21 protein-coding genes and 1 tRNA gene are annotated in these 20,422 nt (G+C 66.6%); 14 read left to right on the top strand and 8 right to left on the bottom strand.

Annotated elements, in window-relative coordinates:
* Positions 1-41 precede the first annotated feature (41 nt).
* The gene (locus tag K6301_RS15840) at positions 42-1,292 is read right to left on the bottom strand and encodes an MFS transporter (RefSeq protein WP_425475353.1); all 1,251 of its coding nucleotides are present in this window, start codon (positions 1,290-1,292) and stop codon (positions 42-44) included.
* Between the two features lie 136 nt (positions 1,293-1,428).
* On the opposite strand from K6301_RS15840, the gene K6301_RS15835 reads away from it, so the two are divergent.
* Both K6301_RS15835 and K6301_RS15830 read left to right on the top strand, forming a co-directional pair.
* A complete protein-coding gene (locus K6301_RS15835) occupies positions 1,429-2,013 on the top strand; it encodes a helix-turn-helix domain-containing protein (RefSeq protein ID WP_247218320.1) in 585 nt (194 codons plus the stop codon).
* A gap of 7 nt (positions 2,014-2,020) precedes the next feature.
* Positions 2,021-2,548, top strand: coding sequence for a GNAT family N-acetyltransferase (locus K6301_RS15830; protein ID WP_247218318.1), 528 nt, complete (start codon positions 2,021-2,023; stop codon positions 2,546-2,548).
* 779 nt (positions 2,549-3,327) lie between these two features.
* Here K6301_RS15830 and K6301_RS15825 read toward each other — a convergent pair.
* Positions 3,328-4,044 (bottom strand): pyridoxamine 5'-phosphate oxidase family protein, encoded by a 717-nt coding sequence (locus K6301_RS15825; RefSeq protein WP_247218316.1) that lies wholly within the window; start codon positions 4,042-4,044, stop codon positions 3,328-3,330.
* Positions 4,045-4,084: 40 nt separating this feature from the next.
* Between K6301_RS15825 and pdxR the strand changes: the two genes are divergently transcribed.
* Positions 4,085-5,518, top strand: coding sequence for a MocR-like pyridoxine biosynthesis transcription factor PdxR (pdxR, locus tag K6301_RS15820; RefSeq protein ID WP_247218314.1), 1,434 nt, complete (start codon positions 4,085-4,087; stop codon positions 5,516-5,518).
* On the opposite strand, the gene K6301_RS15815 is transcribed toward pdxR, so the two are convergent.
* The 3 genes from K6301_RS15815 to K6301_RS15805 form a co-directional block, all read right to left on the bottom strand.
* Positions 5,515-6,240, bottom strand: a complete 726-nt coding sequence (locus tag K6301_RS15815; protein WP_247218312.1) for a type 1 glutamine amidotransferase — start codon at positions 6,238-6,240, stop codon at positions 5,515-5,517. The two genes, pdxR and K6301_RS15815, sit on opposite strands and share 4 nt — an antisense overlap.
* Positions 6,241-6,337: 97 nt before the next feature.
* Complete coding sequence (locus K6301_RS15810; RefSeq protein ID WP_241599547.1) at positions 6,338-6,766, bottom strand: RbsD/FucU family protein; 429 nt, start codon at positions 6,764-6,766, stop codon at positions 6,338-6,340.
* On the bottom strand, positions 6,767-7,996 hold the full coding sequence (locus K6301_RS15805) for an ROK family transcriptional regulator (RefSeq protein WP_247218309.1): 1,230 nt from the start codon (positions 7,994-7,996) through the stop codon (positions 6,767-6,769). It abuts the gene before it with no gap.
* Positions 7,997-8,279: 283 nt separating this feature from the next.
* Here K6301_RS15805 and K6301_RS15800 point away from each other — a divergent pair, with 283 nt between their 5' ends.
* From K6301_RS15800 to pyrC, 5 genes are all read left to right on the top strand, one after another.
* Entirely contained in the window at positions 8,280-9,305 is a 1,026-nt protein-coding gene (locus tag K6301_RS15800; RefSeq protein WP_247218307.1) for a sugar ABC transporter substrate-binding protein, read from the top strand.
* 257 nt (positions 9,306-9,562) lie between these two features.
* Complete coding sequence (locus tag K6301_RS15795; protein WP_134650423.1) at positions 9,563-10,663, top strand: ABC transporter permease; 1,101 nt, start codon at positions 9,563-9,565, stop codon at positions 10,661-10,663.
* Positions 10,663-11,442, top strand: a complete 780-nt coding sequence (locus K6301_RS15790; RefSeq protein ID WP_241947547.1) for an ATP-binding cassette domain-containing protein — start codon at positions 10,663-10,665, stop codon at positions 11,440-11,442. The genes K6301_RS15795 and K6301_RS15790 overlap by 1 nt, the downstream gene beginning before the upstream one ends.
* Positions 11,439-12,062 (top strand): nucleoside triphosphate hydrolase, encoded by a 624-nt coding sequence (locus tag K6301_RS15785; RefSeq protein WP_134650425.1) that lies wholly within the window; start codon positions 11,439-11,441, stop codon positions 12,060-12,062. The genes K6301_RS15790 and K6301_RS15785 overlap by 4 nt, the downstream gene beginning before the upstream one ends.
* 58 nt (positions 12,063-12,120) lie before the next feature.
* Entirely contained in the window at positions 12,121-13,161 is a 1,041-nt protein-coding gene (gene pyrC, locus K6301_RS15780) for a dihydroorotase (RefSeq protein ID WP_247218305.1), read from the top strand.
* Between the two features lie 9 nt (positions 13,162-13,170).
* On the opposite strand, the gene K6301_RS15775 is transcribed toward pyrC, so the two are convergent.
* Positions 13,171-13,932, bottom strand: coding sequence for a Crp/Fnr family transcriptional regulator (locus K6301_RS15775; protein ID WP_247218302.1), 762 nt, complete (start codon positions 13,930-13,932; stop codon positions 13,171-13,173).
* 147 nt (positions 13,933-14,079) lie between these two features.
* On the opposite strand from K6301_RS15775, the gene K6301_RS15770 reads away from it, so the two are divergent.
* A complete protein-coding gene (locus tag K6301_RS15770) occupies positions 14,080-14,499 on the top strand; it encodes a response regulator (RefSeq protein WP_247218300.1) in 420 nt (139 codons plus the stop codon).
* On the opposite strand, the gene K6301_RS15765 is transcribed toward K6301_RS15770, so the two are convergent.
* Positions 14,490-14,939 carry a DoxX family protein gene (locus tag K6301_RS15765; RefSeq protein ID WP_247218298.1) on the bottom strand — a complete coding sequence of 150 codons (450 nt, stop codon included), beginning with the start codon at positions 14,937-14,939 and terminating at the stop codon, positions 14,490-14,492. The genes K6301_RS15770 and K6301_RS15765 overlap by 10 nt on opposite strands.
* 178 nt (positions 14,940-15,117) lie before the next feature.
* Here K6301_RS15765 and K6301_RS15760 point away from each other — a divergent pair, with 178 nt between their 5' ends.
* Positions 15,118-15,417: an Rdx family protein gene (locus K6301_RS15760; protein ID WP_247218296.1), complete on the top strand. Its 300-nt coding sequence runs from the start codon at positions 15,118-15,120 to the stop codon at positions 15,415-15,417.
* A gap of 50 nt (positions 15,418-15,467) precedes the next feature.
* On the opposite strand, the gene K6301_RS15755 is transcribed toward K6301_RS15760, so the two are convergent.
* Positions 15,468-15,845, bottom strand: a complete 378-nt coding sequence (locus K6301_RS15755) for a BA14K family protein (RefSeq protein WP_247218294.1) — start codon at positions 15,843-15,845, stop codon at positions 15,468-15,470.
* Positions 15,846-15,988: 143 nt separating this feature from the next.
* Between K6301_RS15755 and K6301_RS15750 the strand changes: the two genes are divergently transcribed.
* From K6301_RS15750 to gdhA, 4 genes are all read left to right on the top strand, one after another.
* Positions 15,989-17,419, top strand: coding sequence for a phosphohexomutase domain-containing protein (locus K6301_RS15750; protein ID WP_247218292.1), 1,431 nt, complete (start codon positions 15,989-15,991; stop codon positions 17,417-17,419).
* A 107-nt stretch (positions 17,420-17,526) separates the two neighbouring features.
* Positions 17,527-17,613 (top strand) — tRNA-Leu (locus K6301_RS15745).
* A gap of 218 nt (positions 17,614-17,831) precedes the next feature.
* A complete protein-coding gene (locus K6301_RS15740) occupies positions 17,832-18,983 on the top strand; it encodes an HPP family protein (protein WP_425475407.1) in 1,152 nt (383 codons plus the stop codon).
* Between the two features lie 84 nt (positions 18,984-19,067).
* Entirely contained in the window at positions 19,068-20,420 is a 1,353-nt protein-coding gene (gene gdhA / locus K6301_RS15735; RefSeq protein ID WP_247218287.1) for an NADP-specific glutamate dehydrogenase, read from the top strand.
* Positions 20,421-20,422 lie beyond the last annotated feature (2 nt).

Raw genomic sequence — 20,422 nt, 5'->3', positions numbered from 1 at the left:
CGAAAAGCGGTAAATGAAGGGTTTCCGAACGGCAAGCGCCGCTATTCCGGGGCTTTGTCGCCTTCTACCAGCGCGCCGGCATTGGGCACCTGCGCGCTTCTGATCTCGAAACCCTCGCGCGCCTGCGTCGGCACGGTCTCGCGCAGCCGCAGGCGCTGCGCCACGAAGGCGATATAGGCGAGCGCGACGGCGATCACCGCATAGATGAAGGTCTGCGGCCCGAAGCTCGGCGTGAGCGCCGTCACGGCGAGCGGAACGAGCGTCGCGGAGACCGACCAGGCCACCAGCAGCGTGGAGGCGAGCGGCACGAAATCGTCGGGGTCCGTGCGGTCGTTGGCGTGGGCGTTTGCGATGGAATAGACGCTCTCCACCGCGCCCGCCCACAGCGCGAAGACCAGCATCAGCACGAAAAGCGCCTGGAAGGACACGAACAGCGCGGCGACGGCCGCCCCCGTGATGAGCAGGCAGGTGACGATCAGCACGACGCGGCGGTCGATGCGGTCCGAAAGCGTGCCGAGCGGATATTGCACAAAGATGAGGCCGAACTGCATGACGAGCATGAGCAGCGCCACGTCCTGCTGCCCGACCTTGTTGGTCGCCGCATAGATCGGCGTGAAGCCCTGCACGACCATGGAAAGCCCGCCGGCGGCGAGAACGCCGATCAGCGCGACGGGCGAATTGCGCCAGGCCATGGCGAAATCCACGCTGACGCGGGCGGGGGCCGGCGGTGTCGGCAGGCGGGTCAGGCCGATCGGCAGGATGGCGAGCGTGGTGACGAAAATGGTGAAGAGCGGCGCGAGATTGCCATCGGCCGGCATGCGGCCGAACAGCCAGGCCCCGACGCCGAGCCCCAGCACATAGGCCATGTAGAAGAACGACATGGCCTTGCCGCGCCAGCGGTTGTCGGCCGCGTGGTTCAGCCAGCTCTGGGCGATGATGAAATTGGCATTGCCCGCCACGCCATAGATGCCGCGCGCCACGATCCACAGGATGGGATGGACGCCGAGCGCGATGAGGAAGGCTGCTATGAGCACCAGCGCCATGGAACAGGAAAAGGCCCGCGCGTGGCCGACGCGGCGAATGACGGGCCCGGCCAGGATGCAGCCGAGCAGGCCGCCGAAGGCGATCGCCGTGACGGCGGCGCCCGGCGTCCAGGACGGTGCGTCGGCGCGCGACAGCACATAGGGCACATAGGCGAGCATGATGCCGTTGCCGATCGCGACGAGCGTCATCGAGACGACGATGGCCGTGATGGAAAAGAGCGACGATGCCCGCTGTATCCCGTCCGTCATCTGCGCCGCCCCTCCATTGCCCTCACGGCAACTTAGCGCCGCGGCTCATGTCGCATTGTCGCCTTAGCGCCATGGCGGAGAATTATTTCGGGATGGGTTGATGCCGGTTGACTCCATTATGCGGGAGGAATATTCCATGATAATGGAAAATACGAACGACCCCCTGGAAAGCGCCATCGGCGAGCGGCTGCGGTTGCTGCGCGGCGCGCGCGCCATGACGCTGGACGATCTCGCGGGCGCTTCGGGCGTCAGCCGGGCGATGATCTCGCGCATCGAGCGCGGCGAGGCGAGCCCGACGGCGCAGCTTCTGTCACGGCTGTGCGCCGCGCTCGATCTGACGCTTTCGGCCTTCTTCGCCTTTTCCGAAGGCACGGACGATCCCGTCTCGCGGCACGAAACGCAGACGGTCTGGCGCGATCCCGAAACGGGCTATCAGCGCCGCGCCGTCTCGCCGCAGGGCACCCCGTCGCGCGTGGAGGTCATCGACGTGACCTTTCCCGCCGGCGCGCGCATCGCCTATCCGCCGGAAACGGCCAAGGCCGGCATGACGCAGCATGTCTGGCTGTTTTCCGGCAGCCTGCGCATGACGGTCGGCGACGCCGTGCATGATCTTCGCCCCGGCGATTGCCTCTACATGAGCATCACCGAGGGGCATGTCTTCGAAAATCCCGGCGACACGCCGGCCCATTATGCCGTGGTGCTGGACCGCGGCCGACCTTGAGGAACCGATGAGCGAGATCAGAAGGCTCGATCCTGCCGAAGCGCAAGCCCGCATCGGCGAACTCTGCGACGTCCTGGCCGATTGCGTGACCGGCGGGGCCTCCGTCGGCTTCATGGCGCCCTATGGCCCCGCCGATGCCGTGCCGTTCTGGCAGGGCGTGATCGCGGCGGTCGCGGATGAAGCGACGCTGCTTTTCGTGGCGGAACGCGATGGCCGCATCGTCGGCACGGTGCAGGTCGGCATCCGCCAGATGCCGAACCAGCCGCATCGGGCGGATGTGAAGAAGCTGCTGGTGCTGGAAAGCGAACGCGGCCGCGGGCTTGCCCGTGCGCTGATGACGGCGGCGGAGGCCGAAGCGGCGCAGTACGGCAAGACCGTTCTGGTGCTCGACACTGCGACCGGCAGCCCCGCCGAGACGGTCTACGAGCGCCTCGGCTGGCAGCGCGCCGGCGTCATTCCCGACTACGCGCTCTATCCCGACGGCCGCTATTGCGCGACGACGTTCTTCTACAAGCGCATCGGGGCGGCGGCGTAGCTCTTGGGGTCGAGAACGGGAACAGCAAAGAAATTAGCCGGCTAATTAAATGTCCGGCACGCGCCACCGCTGCGGCATGCAGGGACGTTCCCTTCGCTCCGGCACATCTCTCCTGGCGTCATCCTCGGGCTCGACCCGAGGACCACATCCGCATGCGCCGCTGGCTTCACCGCCCCGGGGACGTAAACGCATCGCGCCCGCTGATTTTCCAACAAAATCCCACGCCGATTTCCCCGCCTTCACCAACCATGCCTACAATGCCCCCATCCCGCTCTCGGATACACCGCAAGGCGTTGCGGCGAGGCGGGGTCGGCGCGGGGCGTGAAGGAAGGACGCAGGACTTCACACACCGGGCCTGCGGAAAATGGTCTCCCTCCGGCGACACGGGGGAAATGGCGGGATGTCGGACCGATCCTGTCGTTTCATGCCCCGAACGGCGCGCCGGGCGTGCCTGTGCGGCACACAAGGGGATCGGCATTGGCGGATGCGTCGGCATCGTCCGCCGGCATGGAGAAAGGCCGGGAGGTGGAGACACCTTTCACGGAGCGCCAAGGCGTGCGCGACGGTTGTCAAACGGCACTGGCCATTCCGGAAACCGGCGAAGGACACCGCCTTTTCGATCCTTGCAGAGAGACCGGAGTCGCGGGCAAAAACCGCCGAACGGGACGCCGGAAGGTGTCACCTAATACTTTTCAGTCGAGGCAGCTTCCGGCGCCCCGTCCGAATGCTTTTTGACACCACGGGCGAAACCGCCGCGTGGATATCAGTGCTGGTGGCCGTCAGCCGTCCTCGTAGAGGCGCTGGCCGGCCAGCAGCGCGTCGTCCAGGCGGCCGTTCTCGGCAAAGATCGACAGGCCTTCCGGCGGCGCGACGCCCGCCACCAGCCGGGGGCAGGTTTCCACCGCGCCGAGCACCGTCGTCACGGGGATGACGCCCGCCCAGATCGGCAGGGCGAAATCCGCTTCGTCGTCGCCCACGCCCTTGGCGCGCACCTTGGCGGCGGCCTCCTCGATCTCCATGGCGATGATCGTCGTGGCCTTGGCCTCCTGCTGCGTGATCGGGCGAAGCAGCGCGCTGCGTCCGGGATAGAAGCGGTCCACCACGTCGCGCATCGCCTCGATCTTCTCGTCGGCATCCTCGACGAGGCGGGCCGTGCCGAAGCACATGGCGGAGCGGTAGTTGGCCGAATGGTTGAAGCCGGAGCGGGCGAGCACGAGGCCATCGAGATGGGCGACCGTCAGGCAGGCGGGCGTGCCGGCCTTCAGGTGGCGCAGCATGCGGCTTGCCGACGAGCCGTGCCAGTAGAGCGTATCCTCCCTGCGCCAGAACAGCGTGGGCGTGGCATAGGGCTGGCCGTCGATGACATAGGCGACGTGACAGAGCATCGCCGCATCGAGAACGGCATGCACGGCGGCGCGGTCATGGCTGGCGCGCTCATGCATGCGCTTGACGCGGCTGCGCGGGGTGACGGGATAGGCGGCGGTATCGACGGTCATGCGGGCTTGCCTTTCGAAAACGATGCCGCCATGGTGCGCCATGGCATTGGATCGAAAAAGCACCAATTCGGAGCGAAAAAAGAAGACCAATTCGCCCGACTGGTCGGCGCTCGTTCCCGTGCTGCCGGCCGCCGGCAAGCGCACGCCCGCGCTCTACCGCGAGCTGCGCCGGCTGATCGAGGCGGGCACCCTGCCCGCCGGCGGCAAGCTGCCGACCTCGCGCGATCTCGCCGCCCGGCTGGGCATTGCGCGCGGCAGCGTGGTCGCGGCCTTCGAGATGCTGATCGCCGAGGGCTATGCGGTTGCCCGCCCCGGCGCCGGCACCTTCGTCGCCGACCGGGTGCCGACGGTCCGGCAGGCCGCCGCGCCCGCGACGATGGAGGGTGCCGCGGTGCGGATGCCGCTGCCCGGCACGCTCGGCGTCGCCATGGCGGATGCGCGCACGCTCTCCCTCTTCCGCACCCTGCTCAACCGCCACCTCGCCCGCCCGGGGCCGGAGCATTTCCACTACGGCGATCCGCGCGGCGGCGAAACGTTGCGGCAGGCGCTTTCCGCCTATCTGCGGCAGGCGCGCGGCGTGCGCTGCACGGCGCAGTCCATCCTCATCACCTCGGGTACGCAGCAGGGCCTCGACCTCGTGGCGCGCGCACTGTTTTCACCGGGCGAACGGGTGATGATCGAGGACCCCTGTTATCCCAGCGCCCGGGCCGCCTTTGCCGGCAACGGGCTTGCCGTGTCGGGCCTGCCTGTGGATGGCGAGGGGGCGGATATCGCCCGGGCCGTGCCGGAGGCCCGCGCCGTCTATGTCACGCCGTCGCACCAGTTTCCGCTCGGCGTGACGATGTCCATGCGCCGGAGGCTCGCGCTCATCGACTGGGCGCGGGAAACCGGCGGCTGGATCATCGAGGACGATTACGACAGCGAGTTCCGCTATGCCGGCCCGCCGCTCGCCGCCATGCAGGGCATGGATGACAGCGGCCGCGTGATCTATCTCGGCACCTTCTCCAAGGTGCTGTTTCCCGGATTGCGCCTCGGCTATGCCGTCCTTCCCGAGCCGCTTCTCGACCGGATCGTCGCGCTCAGGACACGCAGCGATCGCAGTCCGCCGACGCTGGCCGAGGCGGCGCTGACCGACCTCATCCGCGAAGGCCATTTCGCCGCCCATCTGCGCCGCGCCCGGCGGCAGGCGCAGGCGGCGCGCGATGGTTTGCTGGACGGGCTCCGCACGGCACCCAGCCTTACGGTCGCTGTGCCGGACCAGGGCCTGCACCTCGTCGCGGGCCTGCCGGACAGCGTGCCCGATACGGTGGCGGTCGAGATGGCGCGTAAGGCGGGGCTCGGTGTGCGGGCGCTCTCGGCCATGGCGGTCACGCAGCCGCCGCGGCAGGGCCTGGTGATCGGCTTTTCCGGCTTCGCGCCGGAGGTGCTGCACGACGCGGCCTTGCGGTTCGCGGCAGCGCTTGGCCCCCTTTAGGCGACGCGGCGGCGGTCGGCGGCGCGCACCGTCGCCACCCAGGCACGCGCCAGCGCCAGGCCCGTTGCATCGGCGCTCGGCCCGCTTTCGGCGGCCAGTTCCGTGCGCCGCGCATACCAGTCCGGCGCCATGTCGGCGATGAGATCCGGGAAGGTGGCGACCCATTCGTCGACCACCGCGCGGCTCGCTTCGAAATGGAATTGCGTGCCGTAGACCGCCCTGCCGAGCCGGAAGGCCTGGTTCGCCACGGCGTCGCTTCCGGCAAGGCGCGCGGCACCCTTAGGCAGCGTGAAGGTGTCGCTGTGCCATTCGAAGATCGGGAAGGAGGAAGCGGCGGCGGACAGCACAGGGTCGGCCGTGCCTTCCGCGGTCAGCGACACCGTGCACCAGCCGAATTCCGGCGCCGTGCCGATCAGGTTGTCGCCGCCATAGGCGCGGGCCAGAAGCTGGCTGCCGAGGCACACGCCCAGGACCGATTTGTCGGCATCGCCGAAGCGGCGCATCAGGGCGGCAAGCACCGGCAGGTAGGCATGGCCCTCGTCGTCCAGCGCATTCTGCGGGCCGCCCATCACGACGATGGCGTCATGGGCGGTGTCGTCGGCGGGGATGGCGTCGCCGGCATGGGGGCGGCAGATGTCGATCTCGGCGCCCGCCTCTTCAAGCGCGACGCCGATCTGCCCGAGCAAAGTCACCTTGTCATTTTCCACCACCAGAACCCGCATGCGATACTCCCGTCTTTCGATAGGAGGCGACACAACCATGCTCCGCGGGTTCGTTCAAGACCGGCCGGCAGAAAGAGATCGGGGCCGGCGGGCCGGCTCAGGGATAGATGACGCCCTTGCGCAGGATGACATTCGCATAGAGCCGCGGCTCGCCGGTCTGCACCAGCGTATGGGCGGCACGCACGCGATTGTAGAAATCGGCGCCGACGAGCGGCACGACGGTGCGCTGCGGCTCGTGGCGGGCGCAGCATTCGATGATCTCGCTATGCACCGGCTCCAGCCGGTCGCGTTCCTGCCGGTAGGTCGAGCGGAAGATCGCCTCCTCGACGAAATCGTCGATCGGCATGACGGACAGGATGGCGTTGAGCACCGGCACCAGCGGCAGGCCGTCGAGGCGGATGAGCCGGCGGGCATGCTCGACGCCGGGATAGTTGCCGTCGACGATGGCGATCTCGTCGCCGTGGCCCATGGCGCGCAGCGTCGACAGCAGCTCCGGGCTCAGGATGGGGTCGATATTCTTCAGCATTCAGCCAAGCTCCTTGAAGAGAACGTTCTGGTCGGGAAGGTAACGGGAAAACAGCGGCAGGCTCGCCCCGCCGATCGAGCGGGCATGGCTGCCGACGGCGCCTTCCACGATCTCGGGCATGGTGACGCCCTGCAGGTCGAGCCGCGCGACGGCGGCCTTGGTGGCGTCGACGACGCGGGCGCGCACCCAGTCGGGAAAACCGCCGTCGATGATGACGGCGGCAAAGTCGATGACCGAGGCCGAGGCGATGACGGCCTGGGCGAGTGCCGCCGCCACATCGTCGATCCACAGCTGCAGGGGCGCGCCGAAATCCACCCAGCCGTCGGGCGAATACCAGAGCGGCATGGGGTCGATGCCGGCTTCGCGCAGCAGGTTTTCCAGCCGGTAGATGGAGGCGATCTTGAGCAGCTGCACGGTCTCGCCGTCGCGGCCCTGCACGGGCAGCGGGCCGACGGCGCCGGCCGTTCCCGTGCGGCCGGTAAACAGCGCGGAATTGAGCACGACGCCGCCGCCGATGAAGGAGCCGATGAAGAGATAGAGGAAATCGGGATAGTGCGGGCCGCGGCCGAAGACCAGCTCGGCGGCGCAGGCGCTGGTGGCGTCGTTCTGCAAGGTAACGGGATAGGGCACGCGCCTGGCGATCTCGGCCTCGAGATCAACGCCGCGCCATTGGTCCATCTCGGCCTGCGGGGCGCCCACCTCGCTTGCCCAGCTCCACAGCTCGAAGGGTGCGGCGACGCCGAAGCCGGCGATGCGGGCGCGCTCCTGCGGGCTCATCGACGCCTGAAGCTCGGCAAGCCCCTCCTCGACGAAGGACAGCAGCGGCCCGGGCATGGGATAGGGGAAGGTGCAACGCACCTGCCGGCGGATGCCGCCGACGAAATCCATCAGCACGATATCGGCGCTGCGCCGGCCGATCTTCATGCCGAGCGAATAGACCGCTTCCGGGTTGAGCCGCATCGGCACGGAGGGCTGGCCGACCTTGCCGCGCAGGGGCGCGCCGCGGATCAGCAGGCCTTCGGCCTCCAGCGCGCGCATGATGACCGTCACCGTCTGGGCGGACAGGCCGCTGCGCCGCGCGATCTCGGCCTTGGAAAGGCTGCCGTGCCGTCGCACCAGCGACATGACGAGGCGTTCGTTATAGGCGCGCACGCGCACCTGGTTCGCTCCCCCGCTGGGATCGAGGATATCGGCCGGCGCGGCCATCGCCGACGCGGCATCTTTGATCATCGTGTCCTCCCGTGCCGGCCCTGGCGCAAGACGCCCGTTCCGGTCCTCTTATCGGCTGGCGCTCCGCTCTTCCACCGGAAACGTTACAGCCGGGCCTTCGCCCACCATTGAGCGGAGCATGCCACATCGGATTAATAATTCAATTCGATTTATTTATTGACAGGCATTTCTTTTGGTGTTCTCTTGATCGTCGGAAGCCGGTCGGACAGCAGGAACCCTGTCCACCCGCGACCGGATGGCCCCGGGAGAGGGGCGCATCCCGTTTTGTCCTTGGGAGGATTACATGAAGACATCCATCATTTCCGCCGCTATCGGCGCGCTTGCGCTTGGCGTTGCCTTTTCCACGCCGGCCGCCGCCGCAGACACCACCGCCTGCCTGATCACCAAGACCGACACCAATCCCTTCTTCGTCAAGATGAAGGAAGGCGCGACCGCCAAGGCCGCCGAACTCGGCGTGACGCTGAAGTCCTATGCCGGCAAGATCGACGGCGATTCCGAAAGCCAGGTCGCCGCCATCGAGACCTGCATCGCCGATGGCGCCAAGGGCATCCTGATCGCCGCTTCCGACACCAAGGGCATCGTTCCCTCCGTGCAGAAGGCCCGCGACGCCGGCCTGCTCGTCATCGCGCTCGACACCCCGCTCGAGCCGCTCGACAGCGCCGACATGACGTTTGCCACCGACAACCTGCTGGCCGGCGAACTCATCGGCAAGTGGGCCGCCGCCACGCTCGGCGACGGCGCCAAGGATGCCAAGATCGCCTTCCTGAACCTCACCCCGTCGCAGCCGTCGGTCGACGTCCTGCGCAACCAGGGCTTCATGAAGGGCTTCGGCATCGACGTGAAGGACATCAACAAGATCGGCGACGAGGACGATCCGCGCATCGTCGGCAACGACGTGACGAACGGCAACGAGGAAGGCGGCCGCACCGCCATGGAAAACCTTCTCCAGAAGGATCCGACCATCAATGTCGTGCACACCATCAACGAACCGGCCGCTGCCGGCGCCTATGAAGCGCTGAAGGCCGTCGGCCGCGAGAAGGACGTGCTCATCGTTTCCGTCGACGGCGGTTGCCCGGGCGTGCAGAACGTCGCCGACGGCGTGATCGGCGCCACCTCGCAGCAATATCCGCTGATGATGGCGGCCCTTGGCGTCGAGGCCATCAAGAAGTTCGCCGATACCGGCGAGAAGCCGAAGGCCACCGAAGGCAAGGACTTCTTCGACACGGGCGTGACGCTCGTCACCGACAAGCCGGCCGCCGGCATCGATTCGATCGATACCAAGGCCGGCAAGGAAAAGTGCTGGGGCTGATGCCTCATGCCGGCCCGGTCTGACCGGGCCGGCCATCCGCCATGGCGGACAGGGTGAACGCACCCTTGTTTTGACAATCGCTAAAAGACGTGGGCACCATCGTCCCCTGCAAGCGGCCGCGCTTTATGATGCGGCTGGCGCAGGAGACCGCCCGAACAAGGCGGCCGGTGCACACGAGCATCTCGACCGATTGTTCACGCACCCAATCAAGCCGGCACTGCCGCGACGGTCGGCATCGGAAGGGGAGGAAAAGGATCATGAGTGAGACAACGACGGCGACGCAACCCGCTCAGGGGTCGCAGCCTTCGCAGGAATTCGAGAAGGTGCTGTCCGGCAGCGCAACGCAGGTCGCGTCCTTCGATACGAACGACAAGACGGCCGTGCAGAAATTCCAGCACTTCCTGCACGGCAATCCCTCTGCCGTGCCGCTGATCGTGCTCGTGCTTTCGGTTGCCGTCTTCGGCATCGTTCTCGGCGGCAAGTTCTTCTCCGCCTTCACGCTGACGCTCATCCTCCAGCAGGTGGCGATCGTCGGCATCGTCGGCGCCGCGCAGACGCTGGTGATCCTGACCGCGGGCATCGACCTATCGGTCGGCGCGATCATGGTGCTCTCCTCCGTCGTGATGGGGCAGTTCACCTTCCGCTACGGCCTGCCGCCCTCGGTGGCGGTGCTCTGCGGCCTCGCCTGCGGTGCGCTGTGCGGCTATATCAACGGCCTGCTCGTCGCACGCATGAAGCTGCCGCCCTTCATCGTGACGCTCGGCATGTGGCAGATCATCCTCGCCTCCAACTTCCTCTATTCCGCCAATGAGACGATCCGCTCGCAGGACCTCGCCGCGCAGGCGCCGCTGCTGCAGTTCTTCGGCAACAATATCCGGCTTGGCGGCGCGGTCTTCACCTACGGCGTCATCGCCATGGTGCTGCTCGTGGCGCTGCTGTGGTACGTGCTGAACCAGACGGCCTGGGGCCGCCATGTCTATGCCGTGGGCGACGACCCGGATGCGGCGGAACTGGCCGGCGTCAACGTCAAGCGCATGCTCGTCTCCGTCTATACACTCTCCGGCCTCATCTGCGCGCTCGCCGGCTGGGCCCTCATCGGGCGTATCGGCTCGGTCTCGCCGACCGCCGGCCAGTTCGCCAACATCGAATCGATCACCGCCGTGGTGATCGGCGGGCTCTCGCTCTTCGGCGGGCGCGGCTCCATCCTCGGCATGATCTTCGGCGCGCTGATCGTCGGCGTGTTCTCGCTCGGCCTTCGCCTGATCGGCACGGACCCGCAATGGACCTACCTCCTGATCGGCGTCCTCATCATCTCGGCAGTGGCAATCGACCAGTGGATCAGAAAGGTAGCAGGCTGATGGCTCTCGAACCCATTCTCACCGCACGCGGTCTCGTGAAGCGCTACGGCCGCGTCACCGCCCTCGACCATGCCGATTTCGACCTCTATCCCGGCGAGATCCTCGCCGTGATCGGCGACAACGGCGCGGGCAAGTCCTCGATGATCAAGGCGATCTCTGGCGCCATCTCCCCCGACGAGGGCGAGATCCGGCTGGAGGGCAAGCCGATCAACTTCCGTTCGCCGATCGAGGCCCAGAAGGCCGGGATCGAGACCGTGTACCAGAACCTCGCGCTTTCGCCGGCGCTGTCGATTGCCGACAACATGTTCCTTGGCCGCGAGATCCGCAAACCCGGCGTCATGGGCAGCGTGTTCCGCAAGCTCGACCGCGGCGCGATGGAGAAATTCGCCCGCGACAAGCTCTCGGAACTCGGCCTGATGACCATCCAGAACATCAACCAGGCGGTCGAGACGCTTTCGGGCGGCCAGCGCCAGGGCGTGGCTGTGGCGCGGGCCGCCGCCTTCGGCTCGAAGGTCATCATCCTCGACGAACCGACGGCCGCACTCGGCGTCAAGGAAAGCCGGCGCGTGCTGGAACTCATCCTCGACGTGCGCCGCCGCGGCATTCCCATCGTGCTCATCTCGCACAACATGCCGCATGTCTTCGAGGTCGCGGACCGCATCCACATCCACCGCCTCGGCCGGCGATTGACCGTCATCAATCCGAAGGATTACACCATGTCCGACGCCGTCGCCTTCATGACGGGCGCCAAGGTGCCGACGGAGGCCATTGCGGCATGATATCGCCTGCCACGATCGTGGATGCCATCCAGCGGCGCGCGGGGGACGCGCGCCGCTTTCTCGTCGGGCTGGCGGGTCCCCCGGCGGCCGGCAAGTCGACGCTCGCCGAGGCGCTGAGGGCGGGGCTCCTTGCGCGCGGCGAGAGCGCCGAAATCCTGCCGATGGACGGCTTCCACCTGGATAACGGCATCCTGGCCGAACGGGGCCTGCTGCCGCGCAAGGGCATTGCCGAGACCTTCGACGGCCGCGGTTTCATCGATATCGTGCACGCACTGAAGCGCGCCGAGGACGAGGTTCTCGTGCCGGTCTTCGACCGCTCGCGCGAGCTTGCCATCAATGCCGCGCGCGCCATTCCGAAAGAAACCCGTTTCATTCTGGCCGAGGGCAACTATCTGCTGTTCAAGGATGCGCCCTGGGACCGGCTCGACGGCGTCTTCGACTTCACGATCTTCGTCGGCCCGCCCTATGCCGTGCTGGAAGAACGCCTGCGCCGCCGCTGGATGAGCTATGACCTGCCCGAGGACCAGATCGGCTGGAAACTCTACGGCAACGACCTGCCGAACGGAAAGCGCATCCTCGAACACTCCCGCCCCGCCGACCTGCATATCGACCTGTTCTGAGGAATTGTCGTCCGACCCTTCGAGTGCTATCGCAACGCCAAAGACGGGAGAGACGCCGATGACCACTGAACTCACCATCCGCCGGCCGGACGACTGGCACCTGCATCTGCGCGACGGCGCCATGCTGGAGGGCGTGATCGGCGACACCAGCCGCCACTTCGCCCGCGCGATCATCATGCCGAACCTCGTGCCGCCCGTCGTCACCACCGCCGATGCGGCCGCCTATCGCGACCGCATCCTGGCAGCCCTTCCCGCGGGCGACCGGTTCGAGCCGCTGATGACGCTCTACCTCACCGAGCACACCGACCCCGACGACGTGGAAGAAGGCTTCAAGAGCGGCCTGATCCGTGCGGTCAAACTTTATCCGGCCGGCGCCACCACCAACTCGCATGGCGGCGTGCGCGACATGGACAAGGCGATGCCGGTGCTGGAGCGCATGGCGAAGATCGGGCTGACGCTCTGCGTGCACGGCGAAGTCACGACGCCCGAGGTCGATATCTTCGATCGCGAGGCCGTCTTCATCGAAACGGTGCTCGACCCGCTGCGCAACCGCCTGCCGGACCTGCGCGTGACGATGGAGCACGTCACCACGAAGAACGGCATCGACTACATCAAGGCTGCCAAGGCCAACCTCGCGGGCTCGATCACCACGCATCACCTGATCATCAACCGCAACGCCATTCTGGTCGGCGGGATCAAGCCGCATTATTACTGCCTGCCCGTCGCCAAGCGCGAGGAGCATCGCCTCGCATTGCGCGCCGCCGCGACCTCCGGCGACAGGCGTTTCTTCCTCGGCACCGATTCGGCGCCGCATGTCGATCCGCTGAAGGAATGCGCCTGCGGCTGCGCGGGCATCTACACCTCGATCAACACGATGAGCTGCCTCGCCCATGTCTTCGAAGAGGACGGCGCGCTGGACAAGCTGGAGGCCTTCGCCTCGCTGAACGGCCCGGCCTGGTACGGCCTGCCGGCAAACGCGGAGACGATCCGCCTCGTCAGGCGCCCGGAGCCGGTCGCCTTCCCGGCGAAGATCGAGACGGGCGCGGGACCGGTGACGGTGTTCGACCCGATGTTCCCGCTCTACTGGGACGTGGCGTGATCTTTCGCCTCAGATGAAGGGGCGCGGTCCGCGCTGCAACCCTTCCCAGCCGGCGAGCGCCTGAAGCCCGTCGGCATCGAGGATCTCGCAGCCCCGGTCATGCCAGCGCATCAGCTGGCGGTCGGAGAGCTTGCGCAACGTCTTGTTGGTATGGACGAGCGACAGGCCCAGCGTATCGGCGACATGCTGCTGCGTGATGGGAATGACCAGCCGCCCGCCGTTCAGCCCGGCGGTATGGGCGCGCTGCTGGATGAAGGAGAGCAGGTAGGCGGTGCGCTCCAGCGCCGTGCGCCGGCCGATCGACAGCAGATGCTCGTCGAGGATGCGTTCCTCCAGCGCGGCGATCCAGGTCAGGTCGTAGCCGAGCGAGGGATGACGCTCGAAGAGGCGTTCCAGCTTGGAGCGCTCGAAGACGCAGAGCGTAACCGGCGTCAGCGCCTCCACCGAATGGTCCATCTCGCCCATGAGGCTGCCCTGCAGGCCGACGAGATCGCCCGGCATGACATAGTTCATGATCTGGCGGCGGCCGTCCGGCAGGAGCTTGTAGCGAAAGGCCCAGCCCGACAGCACGGTGAAAAGGTGGGCGCTGTGCATGCCCTCGACGAGGATGGTCGAGCTGCGGTCGACCGACAATTCGCCAGTCTTGAACTGTGCGACGAAATCCAGTTCGCGGGGCGTGAAATCGCGGAAGGTCTCGAGCCCGCGGAGCGGACAGTGCTGGCACGGCGTCTGCCACCGGGTTTGCTGCCTGGCCGTGGTTCCGCTCGCCATATTGCCCCCTTTATCGACCGGACTGGCCTCGAAACGGGGCAGGCGCGAACTTGTTCCATCGCACCGGCACTATGTCTTTTTTAAATGACACATCGGTGCCGCCGCCCCACATTCCGCCTCCCAAACCGCCCCTCCCGGCGGATTCGCATGGACGAGGAGTATCGCGCCATGGACCAGTCGTTCCCCCATATCGTGATCGCCGAGCACGAGTTTCTCATCGCCCTGGACGCCGAATATCTCATCCGCTCGGCCATCGATTGTCGCACCACCCTCGTGCGGCCCGAGCAGCTCGGCCAGTGGAACACATCAGCACTTGCGGATGTGGATCTGTGCCTGATCGACGTTCCGCTCGACATGTCCGGCATCGCGCCGGCAATCCAGCGGCTTGTCGACGCCGGCGTTCCCTTGCTGCTGACGACGGTGAGCGAGGCGCACCAGAGAGGCGTCGCCGGCTTCGAGACGCTGCCCGTCGCCACCAAGCCCTTCGAGGCCGACACGCTGTTGGCCATGGTCAAGGCGCAGCTGCACCGCGGGGCGCAGCCGGCCGAGGATGTCGATCAGAACTGACGGCCGAGCTTGGCATCCACCGAGTGGCTGTTGGACCCGCGAACCGCGAAGAAGAGGAAGATCAGCGTCCAGAGGACGGACTTCTCCGCGCCCATCAGGCCCTCGGCCTTCACAAACCAGTGGAAGTAGACGGTCACGGCCAGTACGATCATGGAGGCGAAGGCCGCCGGGCGCGTGAAGAGGCCGATGGCAACCAGGATGCCGCCGAAGAATTCGGTGGCGGCCAGCAGCGGCGACCAGAAGACGCCCGGATAGAAGCCCAGGCTTTCCACCATGCCGACGGCGCCGAAGGGGTTCATGATCTTGCCGTAGCCGTGCGTGACGAGCAGCAGGCCGGCAGCGACGCGCAGGATCGTCTCGGCGCTTTCATGCAGTGCGGCATAAAGGCCGCCAAGCTTGGGGATGATGAGACGCGGGCGGGCAGGTGAAACGTCGGTCATGCGGGGCTCCGTTGGAAATGTTGCAGTGCACGTCCTCTCGACCATGAATTCGGCTGCGACAAGATGTCCGTCGACAAAACATGATGAATTCGGTTGACATTTCCGTGAGGGCCGCAAGCGCCATCGCCTTGACGCCGGCATGCCTGTTATAGCTTGCCGACTTACAAAGGAGGCAGCCATGTCCGACGCGAAGCCGCGTGTTTCCATTCTCTACTGCACCCAGTGCAACTGGCTGCTGCGCGCCGGCTGGATGGCGCAGGAGCTGCTGTCGACCTTTTCCGATTCGCTCGGCGAAGTGGCACTCATTCCCGGCACCGGCGGCAATTTCGAGATCCGCGTGAACGAGACCGTGGTCTGGGAGCGCAAGCGCGACGGCGGCTTTCCCGGGCCGAAGGAACTGAAGCAGCGGGTGCGCGATATCATCGAGCCCGAGCGCGATCTCGGCCATACCGACCGGGTGTCCGCTCCGGACGCCTGAAACGAAAACGGCGGGCCTGAAGCCCGCCGTCCTTCGTTCGCCTGGCCGCCTTAACGGTAGGGCGAATAGCAGACCCGGTAGATGCCGTTACCGGCATGGTAGCGGTTGGTGTAGGGGTCATAGGTGCGATAGCGGTTGAGGCACCAGCGCACATGCGCATTGCGTCCGCCGCCGTAATAACGCGGGCGCTCGTAGCGCGGGCGATAGTAGCGGCGCTCATAGCCGTAATACGGGCGATAATGGTGACGGCGATGCCAGCGCCGCTCGCAACCATAGCCGACGCAGAACTGCGCTTCGGTGACGTCGTTTGCGGTCTGGAGCTTGAGCGCGGGCACAGCAAGCGGAGCGGCCTGGGCCGTTCCAAGCGGAGCGATTGCCGAGGCGAGACCCATCGCGCAACCGAAAATGATATTTCGAATCTTCGACATGTTGATCCTCACTATCCTTGCGGGATATTTCCCTGTCACGTCCCTGCCTAGCATTACGGCCACGCATTTTGTTTTATTCGTGATCGCGCGGGCATGACGAGATGTATCGCGACGATCGCGATCCGCAAGTGGAGGGGTAAGCAATGAGCCTGAAATTCGGCACCAGCGGCCTGCGGGGCCTTTCCGTCGATCTGGAAGGTCCCGCGACGGCGCTTTATGCCACCGCCTTTGCCCGCCACCTCCTGGGATCCGGGATCGCCAAACCGGGCGACGCAGTCCTCGTCGGGCGGGATTTCCGGGCCTCCAGCCCCGCGGTCTCGGCCATCGCCATCGCAGCGCTGCGCAAGACGGGGCTTGCACCCTGCGACTGCGGCACGCTGCCGACGCCCGCACTCGCCCTCCTCGGCTTGGAGCGCCGCGCGGCGAGCCTCATGGTGACGGGCTCGCACATTCCCGCCGACCGCAACGGCATCAAGTTCTACCGGCCGGACGGCGAGATCGACAAGGCGGACGAAGCCGCGATCAACGCCGCCGCCGAGGCGCTGCGGAAGGAAGGCGCAATCGTCGATGCCGCCCAGGAGGCGGCGCCGGACGCGCATGACGCCGCCATGGCGCTCTACGGCGCGCGCAACCGCGCGCTCCTGCCCGAAGGCAGCCTTGCGGGCCTCAGGATCGGCGTCTACCAGCATTCGACCGTGGCGCGCGACCTCTTCGTTTCGGTGCTGGCGCATCATGGCGCCGATGTCGTGGCGCTCGGCCGCTCCGAGACCTTCATTCCCGTGGATACCGAAGCGGTGTCGGGGGAGACCATCGCCCTTTTGCAGGGCTGGGCGGCGCAGCACGGCCTCGACGCCATCGTCTCCGCCGACGGCGACGGCGACCGGCCGCTTATCACCGACGAGACGGGGACGCCGCTGCGCGGCGATCTCGTCGGCCTGATCGCCAGCCGCTTTCTCGGCGCTACGGTCGTGGCCACGCCGGTCACCTCCAATTCCGGCATCGAGGCCGCAATCGGCGGGCGCGTGCTGCGCACCCGCGTCGGTTCTCCCTTCGTCATTGCCGCGATGAACGAGGCGGTGGCGGCGGGCGCCGACGCCGTCGTCGGTTTCGAGGCCAATGGCGGCACGCTGACGGCGACGCCCTTCACCGTGAACGGCCGCATACTGACGCCGCTGCCCACCCGCGACAGCCTGATGCCGGTGCTTGCCGTGCTGGCGCTGGCACAGAGCCGCCGCCAGCCGCTCTCGGCCGTTGCGGCCGGCTTTTCGCTTCCCGCGGCGGCCAGCGACCGGCTGGAAAACTTTCCCGTGGAAACCAGCGCGGCGCTGATGACGACGCTGCGCAGCGGTGGCGAGGCGCTTGCCGCCTTCCTCGCCCCGATCGGGGTGCCCGCCGGTATCAGCGATATCGACGGGCTGCGGGTGACGCTTGCGGACGCAAGCATCATTCACCTGCGCCCGTCCGGCAATGCGCCGGAAATGCGCTGCTATGTGGAGGCCCGCGACGACGCGGCCGCCGCCCGGCTGCTGCAGGCGGGGCTGGCGCGCATCCGCGACTGGGCCGCGGCCCGCTAGAGGCAGGCACGGCGGCACATGGAAAACAGGCTTTTCGCCAAGCTGTTGCGAAAACTTCAAAAAGCCTGTTGACACCGGAGGGCGGTCCTTCTACATCGCTCTCCGTCGCCCAGATGGCGGAATTGGTAGACGCGCCAGCTTCAGGTGCTGGTACTCGAAAGGGTGTGGAGGTTCGAGTCCTCTTCTGGGCACCAATCCCCTGTTTCAGTTGCCTTGGCGGCAATGGAAACATCAAAAAGGCCCCTGCTTCGCGGGGGCCTTTTGCTTTTGCGGCACGCGCTGCCGGTAGGGCTTGCGGACACTTTGGCGCACCCGTTTCCAGCCATGCAAAATCTTGCGATTGCCCGCTTGCATCGCCGCGTCGTTAGGCACATAAGCCTATAAAATAATCATATGCCTTTTAAAGATCAGGATCATCGTGGAAAAACCCCATGACGATGCCCATAAGTCGGGCATTCTGTTTAAAATCCGGCTTTTCTCTCCGATCCTGGCCGGCGCCACGCTGAAGGAAAGGCTGATCGGCTGCCTCGGCGCGCTTCTGGGCATCTGCGTGACGGGTCTCGTCTGCGGTATGGTGATGGGTAACGGCCCTCATCTGCCTCTGATCGTCGCGCCCATCGGCGCATCCGCCGTGCTGCTTTTTGCCGTTCCCGCCAGCCCGCTGGCCCAGCCCTGGCCGATTATCGGCGGCAACACGATCTCCGCCTTCGCAGGCGTTGCCATCGCCTCGCTCGTTTCCGATCCCGCGCTCGCCATCGGGCTTGCGGTGGCCCTCGCCATTCTCGTGATGTCGCTGACGCGCTCGCTGCACCCGCCGGGTGGCGCCGCCGCGCTGACGGCCGTCATCGGCGGGGCTGCGGTCACCCGCGCCGGCTTCTGGTTTCCGCTCGTTCCGATCGCGCTCAATTCGCTGATCCTCGTCCTCATCGGCATGGCGTTTCACCGGCTGGCGGGGCGGCAATATCCGCACCGGCCGGCCGCGACGCCGATCAACACGCATGGAACGGCAGACCCGCCCGCGGCATTGCGGGCCGGCTTCACCGCCGGCGATATCGACGCGGCAATCGCCCGCCTCGACGAAACGCTCGATGTCAGCCGCGCGGATATCGACGCGCTGCTGCGCGAGGTGGAACGGCAGGCGCTGGCGCGGCGCCACGGCGCGTTGACCGTGGACGACATCATGTCGCGCGACGTGGTGACGGTGCACGCCGACGCCACGCCGGATGAGGCGCGGCGCAAGCTTCTCGACCACGATATCCGCACCCTGCCTGTGCTCGACGGCGAAAACCGGCTTGCCGGCACCGTCGGCCTTCGCGAACTGGCGACGGCTGCGCCCGGGGCGGCGCTTCCCGTGACCAAGGCTGCGACCGCGCGTTCCTCCGACCTAGCGGTTAGCCTTTTGCCGCGCCTGACGGACGGCACGATCCATGCGGTGGTCGTCATCGACGATGCAGAGCGTGTCATCGGCATCGTTTCCCAGACCGATCTTCTCGCCACCCTGGCGAGAAGCCTTTCCCACACCACACGCACCGGCCTGATGGCCGGCCACGGACAGGGTATCTGACCATGCCCGAGCGATGTCACCGGGGCCTGTCCTGACGGACCGGCCCCGCCAAGAACTGTGAATATGAAACGAAGGAGCGTCGCGATGCCGACCGTCGATGAAAAGCTTGAACCGATCCTCGCCCAGGTTCTACAGCGCAACCCGGCCGAACCGGAATTCCACCAGGCGGCGCGCGAAGTGCTGGAGAGCCTGGGGCTCGTCGTGACGAAGCATCCGGACTACCTGAAGGATGCGCTGATCGAGCGCATCTGCGAGCCGGAGCGCCAGATCATCTTTCGCGTGCCGTGGGTGGACGACAAGGGACAGGTGCACATCAACCGCGGCTTCCGCGTGCAGTTCAACTCGGCGCTCGGTCCCTACAAGGGCGGCCTGCGCTTCCACCCCTCCGTCAATCTCGGCATCATCAAGTTCCTCGGCTTCGAGCAGATCTTCAAGAACGCGCTGACGGGCCTGCCGATCGGCGGCGGCAAGGGCGGCTCGGACTTCGATCCCAAGGGCCGCTCTGAAGGCGAGATCATGCGCTTCTGCCAGTCCTTCATGACCGAACTGCACCGCCATCTCGGCGAGCACACGGACGTGCCGGCCGGCGACATCGGCGTGAGCGGCCGCGAGATCGGCTGGATGTTCGGCCAGTACAAGCGCCTCACCAACCGCTTCGAGGCCGGCGTGTTCACCGGCAAGGGCCTGAGCTACGGCGGCTCGCTGGTGCGCAAGGAGGCGACCGGCTACGGCGCGGTCTACTTCACCCGCGCCATGCTCGAAAGCCGCGGCACGGATTTCGAGGGCAAGAAGGTCACGGTCTCCGGCTCCGGCAATGTCGCCGTCTACGCCATGGAACAGGCGATCAAGTATGGCGCGACCGTCGTCGCCTGCTCCGACAGCAGCGGCTATGTGCATGACGCCGAGGGCATTGACCTCGACCTCGTCAAGGACATCAAGGAAGTGCGCCGCGAGCGCATGTCGGACTATGTGCGGGTGAAGAAGTCGGCGCATTTCATTCCGACCGGCAAGGGCTCGATCTGGGACGTCGCCTGCGACGTGGCGCTGCCCTGCGCCACACAGAACGAACTGACCGGCAAGGACGCCAAGACGCTGATCGCCAACGGCGTCATCGCGGTTGCGGAAGGCGCCAACATGCCGTCCACGCCCGAAGCCGTGCGCGCCTTCCAGGAATCGGGCGTGCTGTTCGGCCCGGGCAAGGCGGCCAATGCCGGCGGCGTCGCCACGTCGGCGCTCGAAATGCAGCAGAATGCCAGCCGCGACAGCTGGAGCTTCGAACAGGCCCGCGAGCGCCTCGGCCAGATCATGCAGGGCATTCACGACCGCTGCGCCGAGACGGCGGACGAATATGGCGCCAAGGGCAACTACGTGCTCGGCGCCAATATCGCGGGCTTCATCCGCGTGGCGGAAGCCATGCGCGCGCAGGGCGTGATCTGATC

The sequence above is a fragment of the Shinella oryzae genome (assembly GCF_023038235.1).
GTDB classification, from domain to species: domain Bacteria; phylum Pseudomonadota; class Alphaproteobacteria; order Rhizobiales; family Rhizobiaceae; genus Shinella; species Shinella sumterensis.
The sequence above is the reverse complement of the archived record's forward strand: the minus strand, read 5'-3'. Positions and strand labels throughout refer to the sequence as shown.

Coding starts and splice junctions, on each gene's coding strand:
- K6301_RS15840 (WP_425475353.1), bottom strand. CDS start 1,292: ATGACGGACGGGATACAGCGGGCATCGTCGCTCTTTTCCATCACGGCC.
- K6301_RS15835 (WP_247218320.1), top strand. CDS start 1,429: ATGATAATGGAAAATACGAACGACCCCCTGGAAAGCGCCATCGGCGAG.
- K6301_RS15830 (WP_247218318.1), top strand. CDS start 2,021: ATGAGCGAGATCAGAAGGCTCGATCCTGCCGAAGCGCAAGCCCGCATC.
- K6301_RS15825 (WP_247218316.1), bottom strand. CDS start 4,044: ATGACCGTCGATACCGCCGCCTATCCCGTCACCCCGCGCAGCCGCGTC.
- pdxR (WP_247218314.1), top strand. CDS start 4,085: ATGGCATTGGATCGAAAAAGCACCAATTCGGAGCGAAAAAAGAAGACC.
- K6301_RS15815 (WP_247218312.1), bottom strand. CDS start 6,240: ATGCGGGTTCTGGTGGTGGAAAATGACAAGGTGACTTTGCTCGGGCAG.
- K6301_RS15810 (WP_241599547.1), bottom strand. CDS start 6,766: ATGCTGAAGAATATCGACCCCATCCTGAGCCCGGAGCTGCTGTCGACG.
- K6301_RS15805 (WP_247218309.1), bottom strand. CDS start 7,996: ATGATCAAAGATGCCGCGTCGGCGATGGCCGCGCCGGCCGATATCCTC.
- K6301_RS15800 (WP_247218307.1), top strand. CDS start 8,280: ATGAAGACATCCATCATTTCCGCCGCTATCGGCGCGCTTGCGCTTGGC.
- K6301_RS15795 (WP_134650423.1), top strand. CDS start 9,563: ATGAGTGAGACAACGACGGCGACGCAACCCGCTCAGGGGTCGCAGCCT.
- K6301_RS15790 (WP_241947547.1), top strand. CDS start 10,663: ATGGCTCTCGAACCCATTCTCACCGCACGCGGTCTCGTGAAGCGCTAC.
- K6301_RS15785 (WP_134650425.1), top strand. CDS start 11,439: ATGATATCGCCTGCCACGATCGTGGATGCCATCCAGCGGCGCGCGGGG.
- pyrC (WP_247218305.1), top strand. CDS start 12,121: ATGACCACTGAACTCACCATCCGCCGGCCGGACGACTGGCACCTGCAT.
- K6301_RS15775 (WP_247218302.1), bottom strand. CDS start 13,932: ATGGCGAGCGGAACCACGGCCAGGCAGCAAACCCGGTGGCAGACGCCG.
- K6301_RS15770 (WP_247218300.1), top strand. CDS start 14,080: ATGGACGAGGAGTATCGCGCCATGGACCAGTCGTTCCCCCATATCGTG.
- K6301_RS15765 (WP_247218298.1), bottom strand. CDS start 14,939: ATGACCGACGTTTCACCTGCCCGCCCGCGTCTCATCATCCCCAAGCTT.
- K6301_RS15760 (WP_247218296.1), top strand. CDS start 15,118: ATGTCCGACGCGAAGCCGCGTGTTTCCATTCTCTACTGCACCCAGTGC.
- K6301_RS15755 (WP_247218294.1), bottom strand. CDS start 15,845: ATGTCGAAGATTCGAAATATCATTTTCGGTTGCGCGATGGGTCTCGCC.
- K6301_RS15750 (WP_247218292.1), top strand. CDS start 15,989: ATGAGCCTGAAATTCGGCACCAGCGGCCTGCGGGGCCTTTCCGTCGAT.
- gdhA (WP_247218287.1), top strand. CDS start 19,068: ATGCCGACCGTCGATGAAAAGCTTGAACCGATCCTCGCCCAGGTTCTA.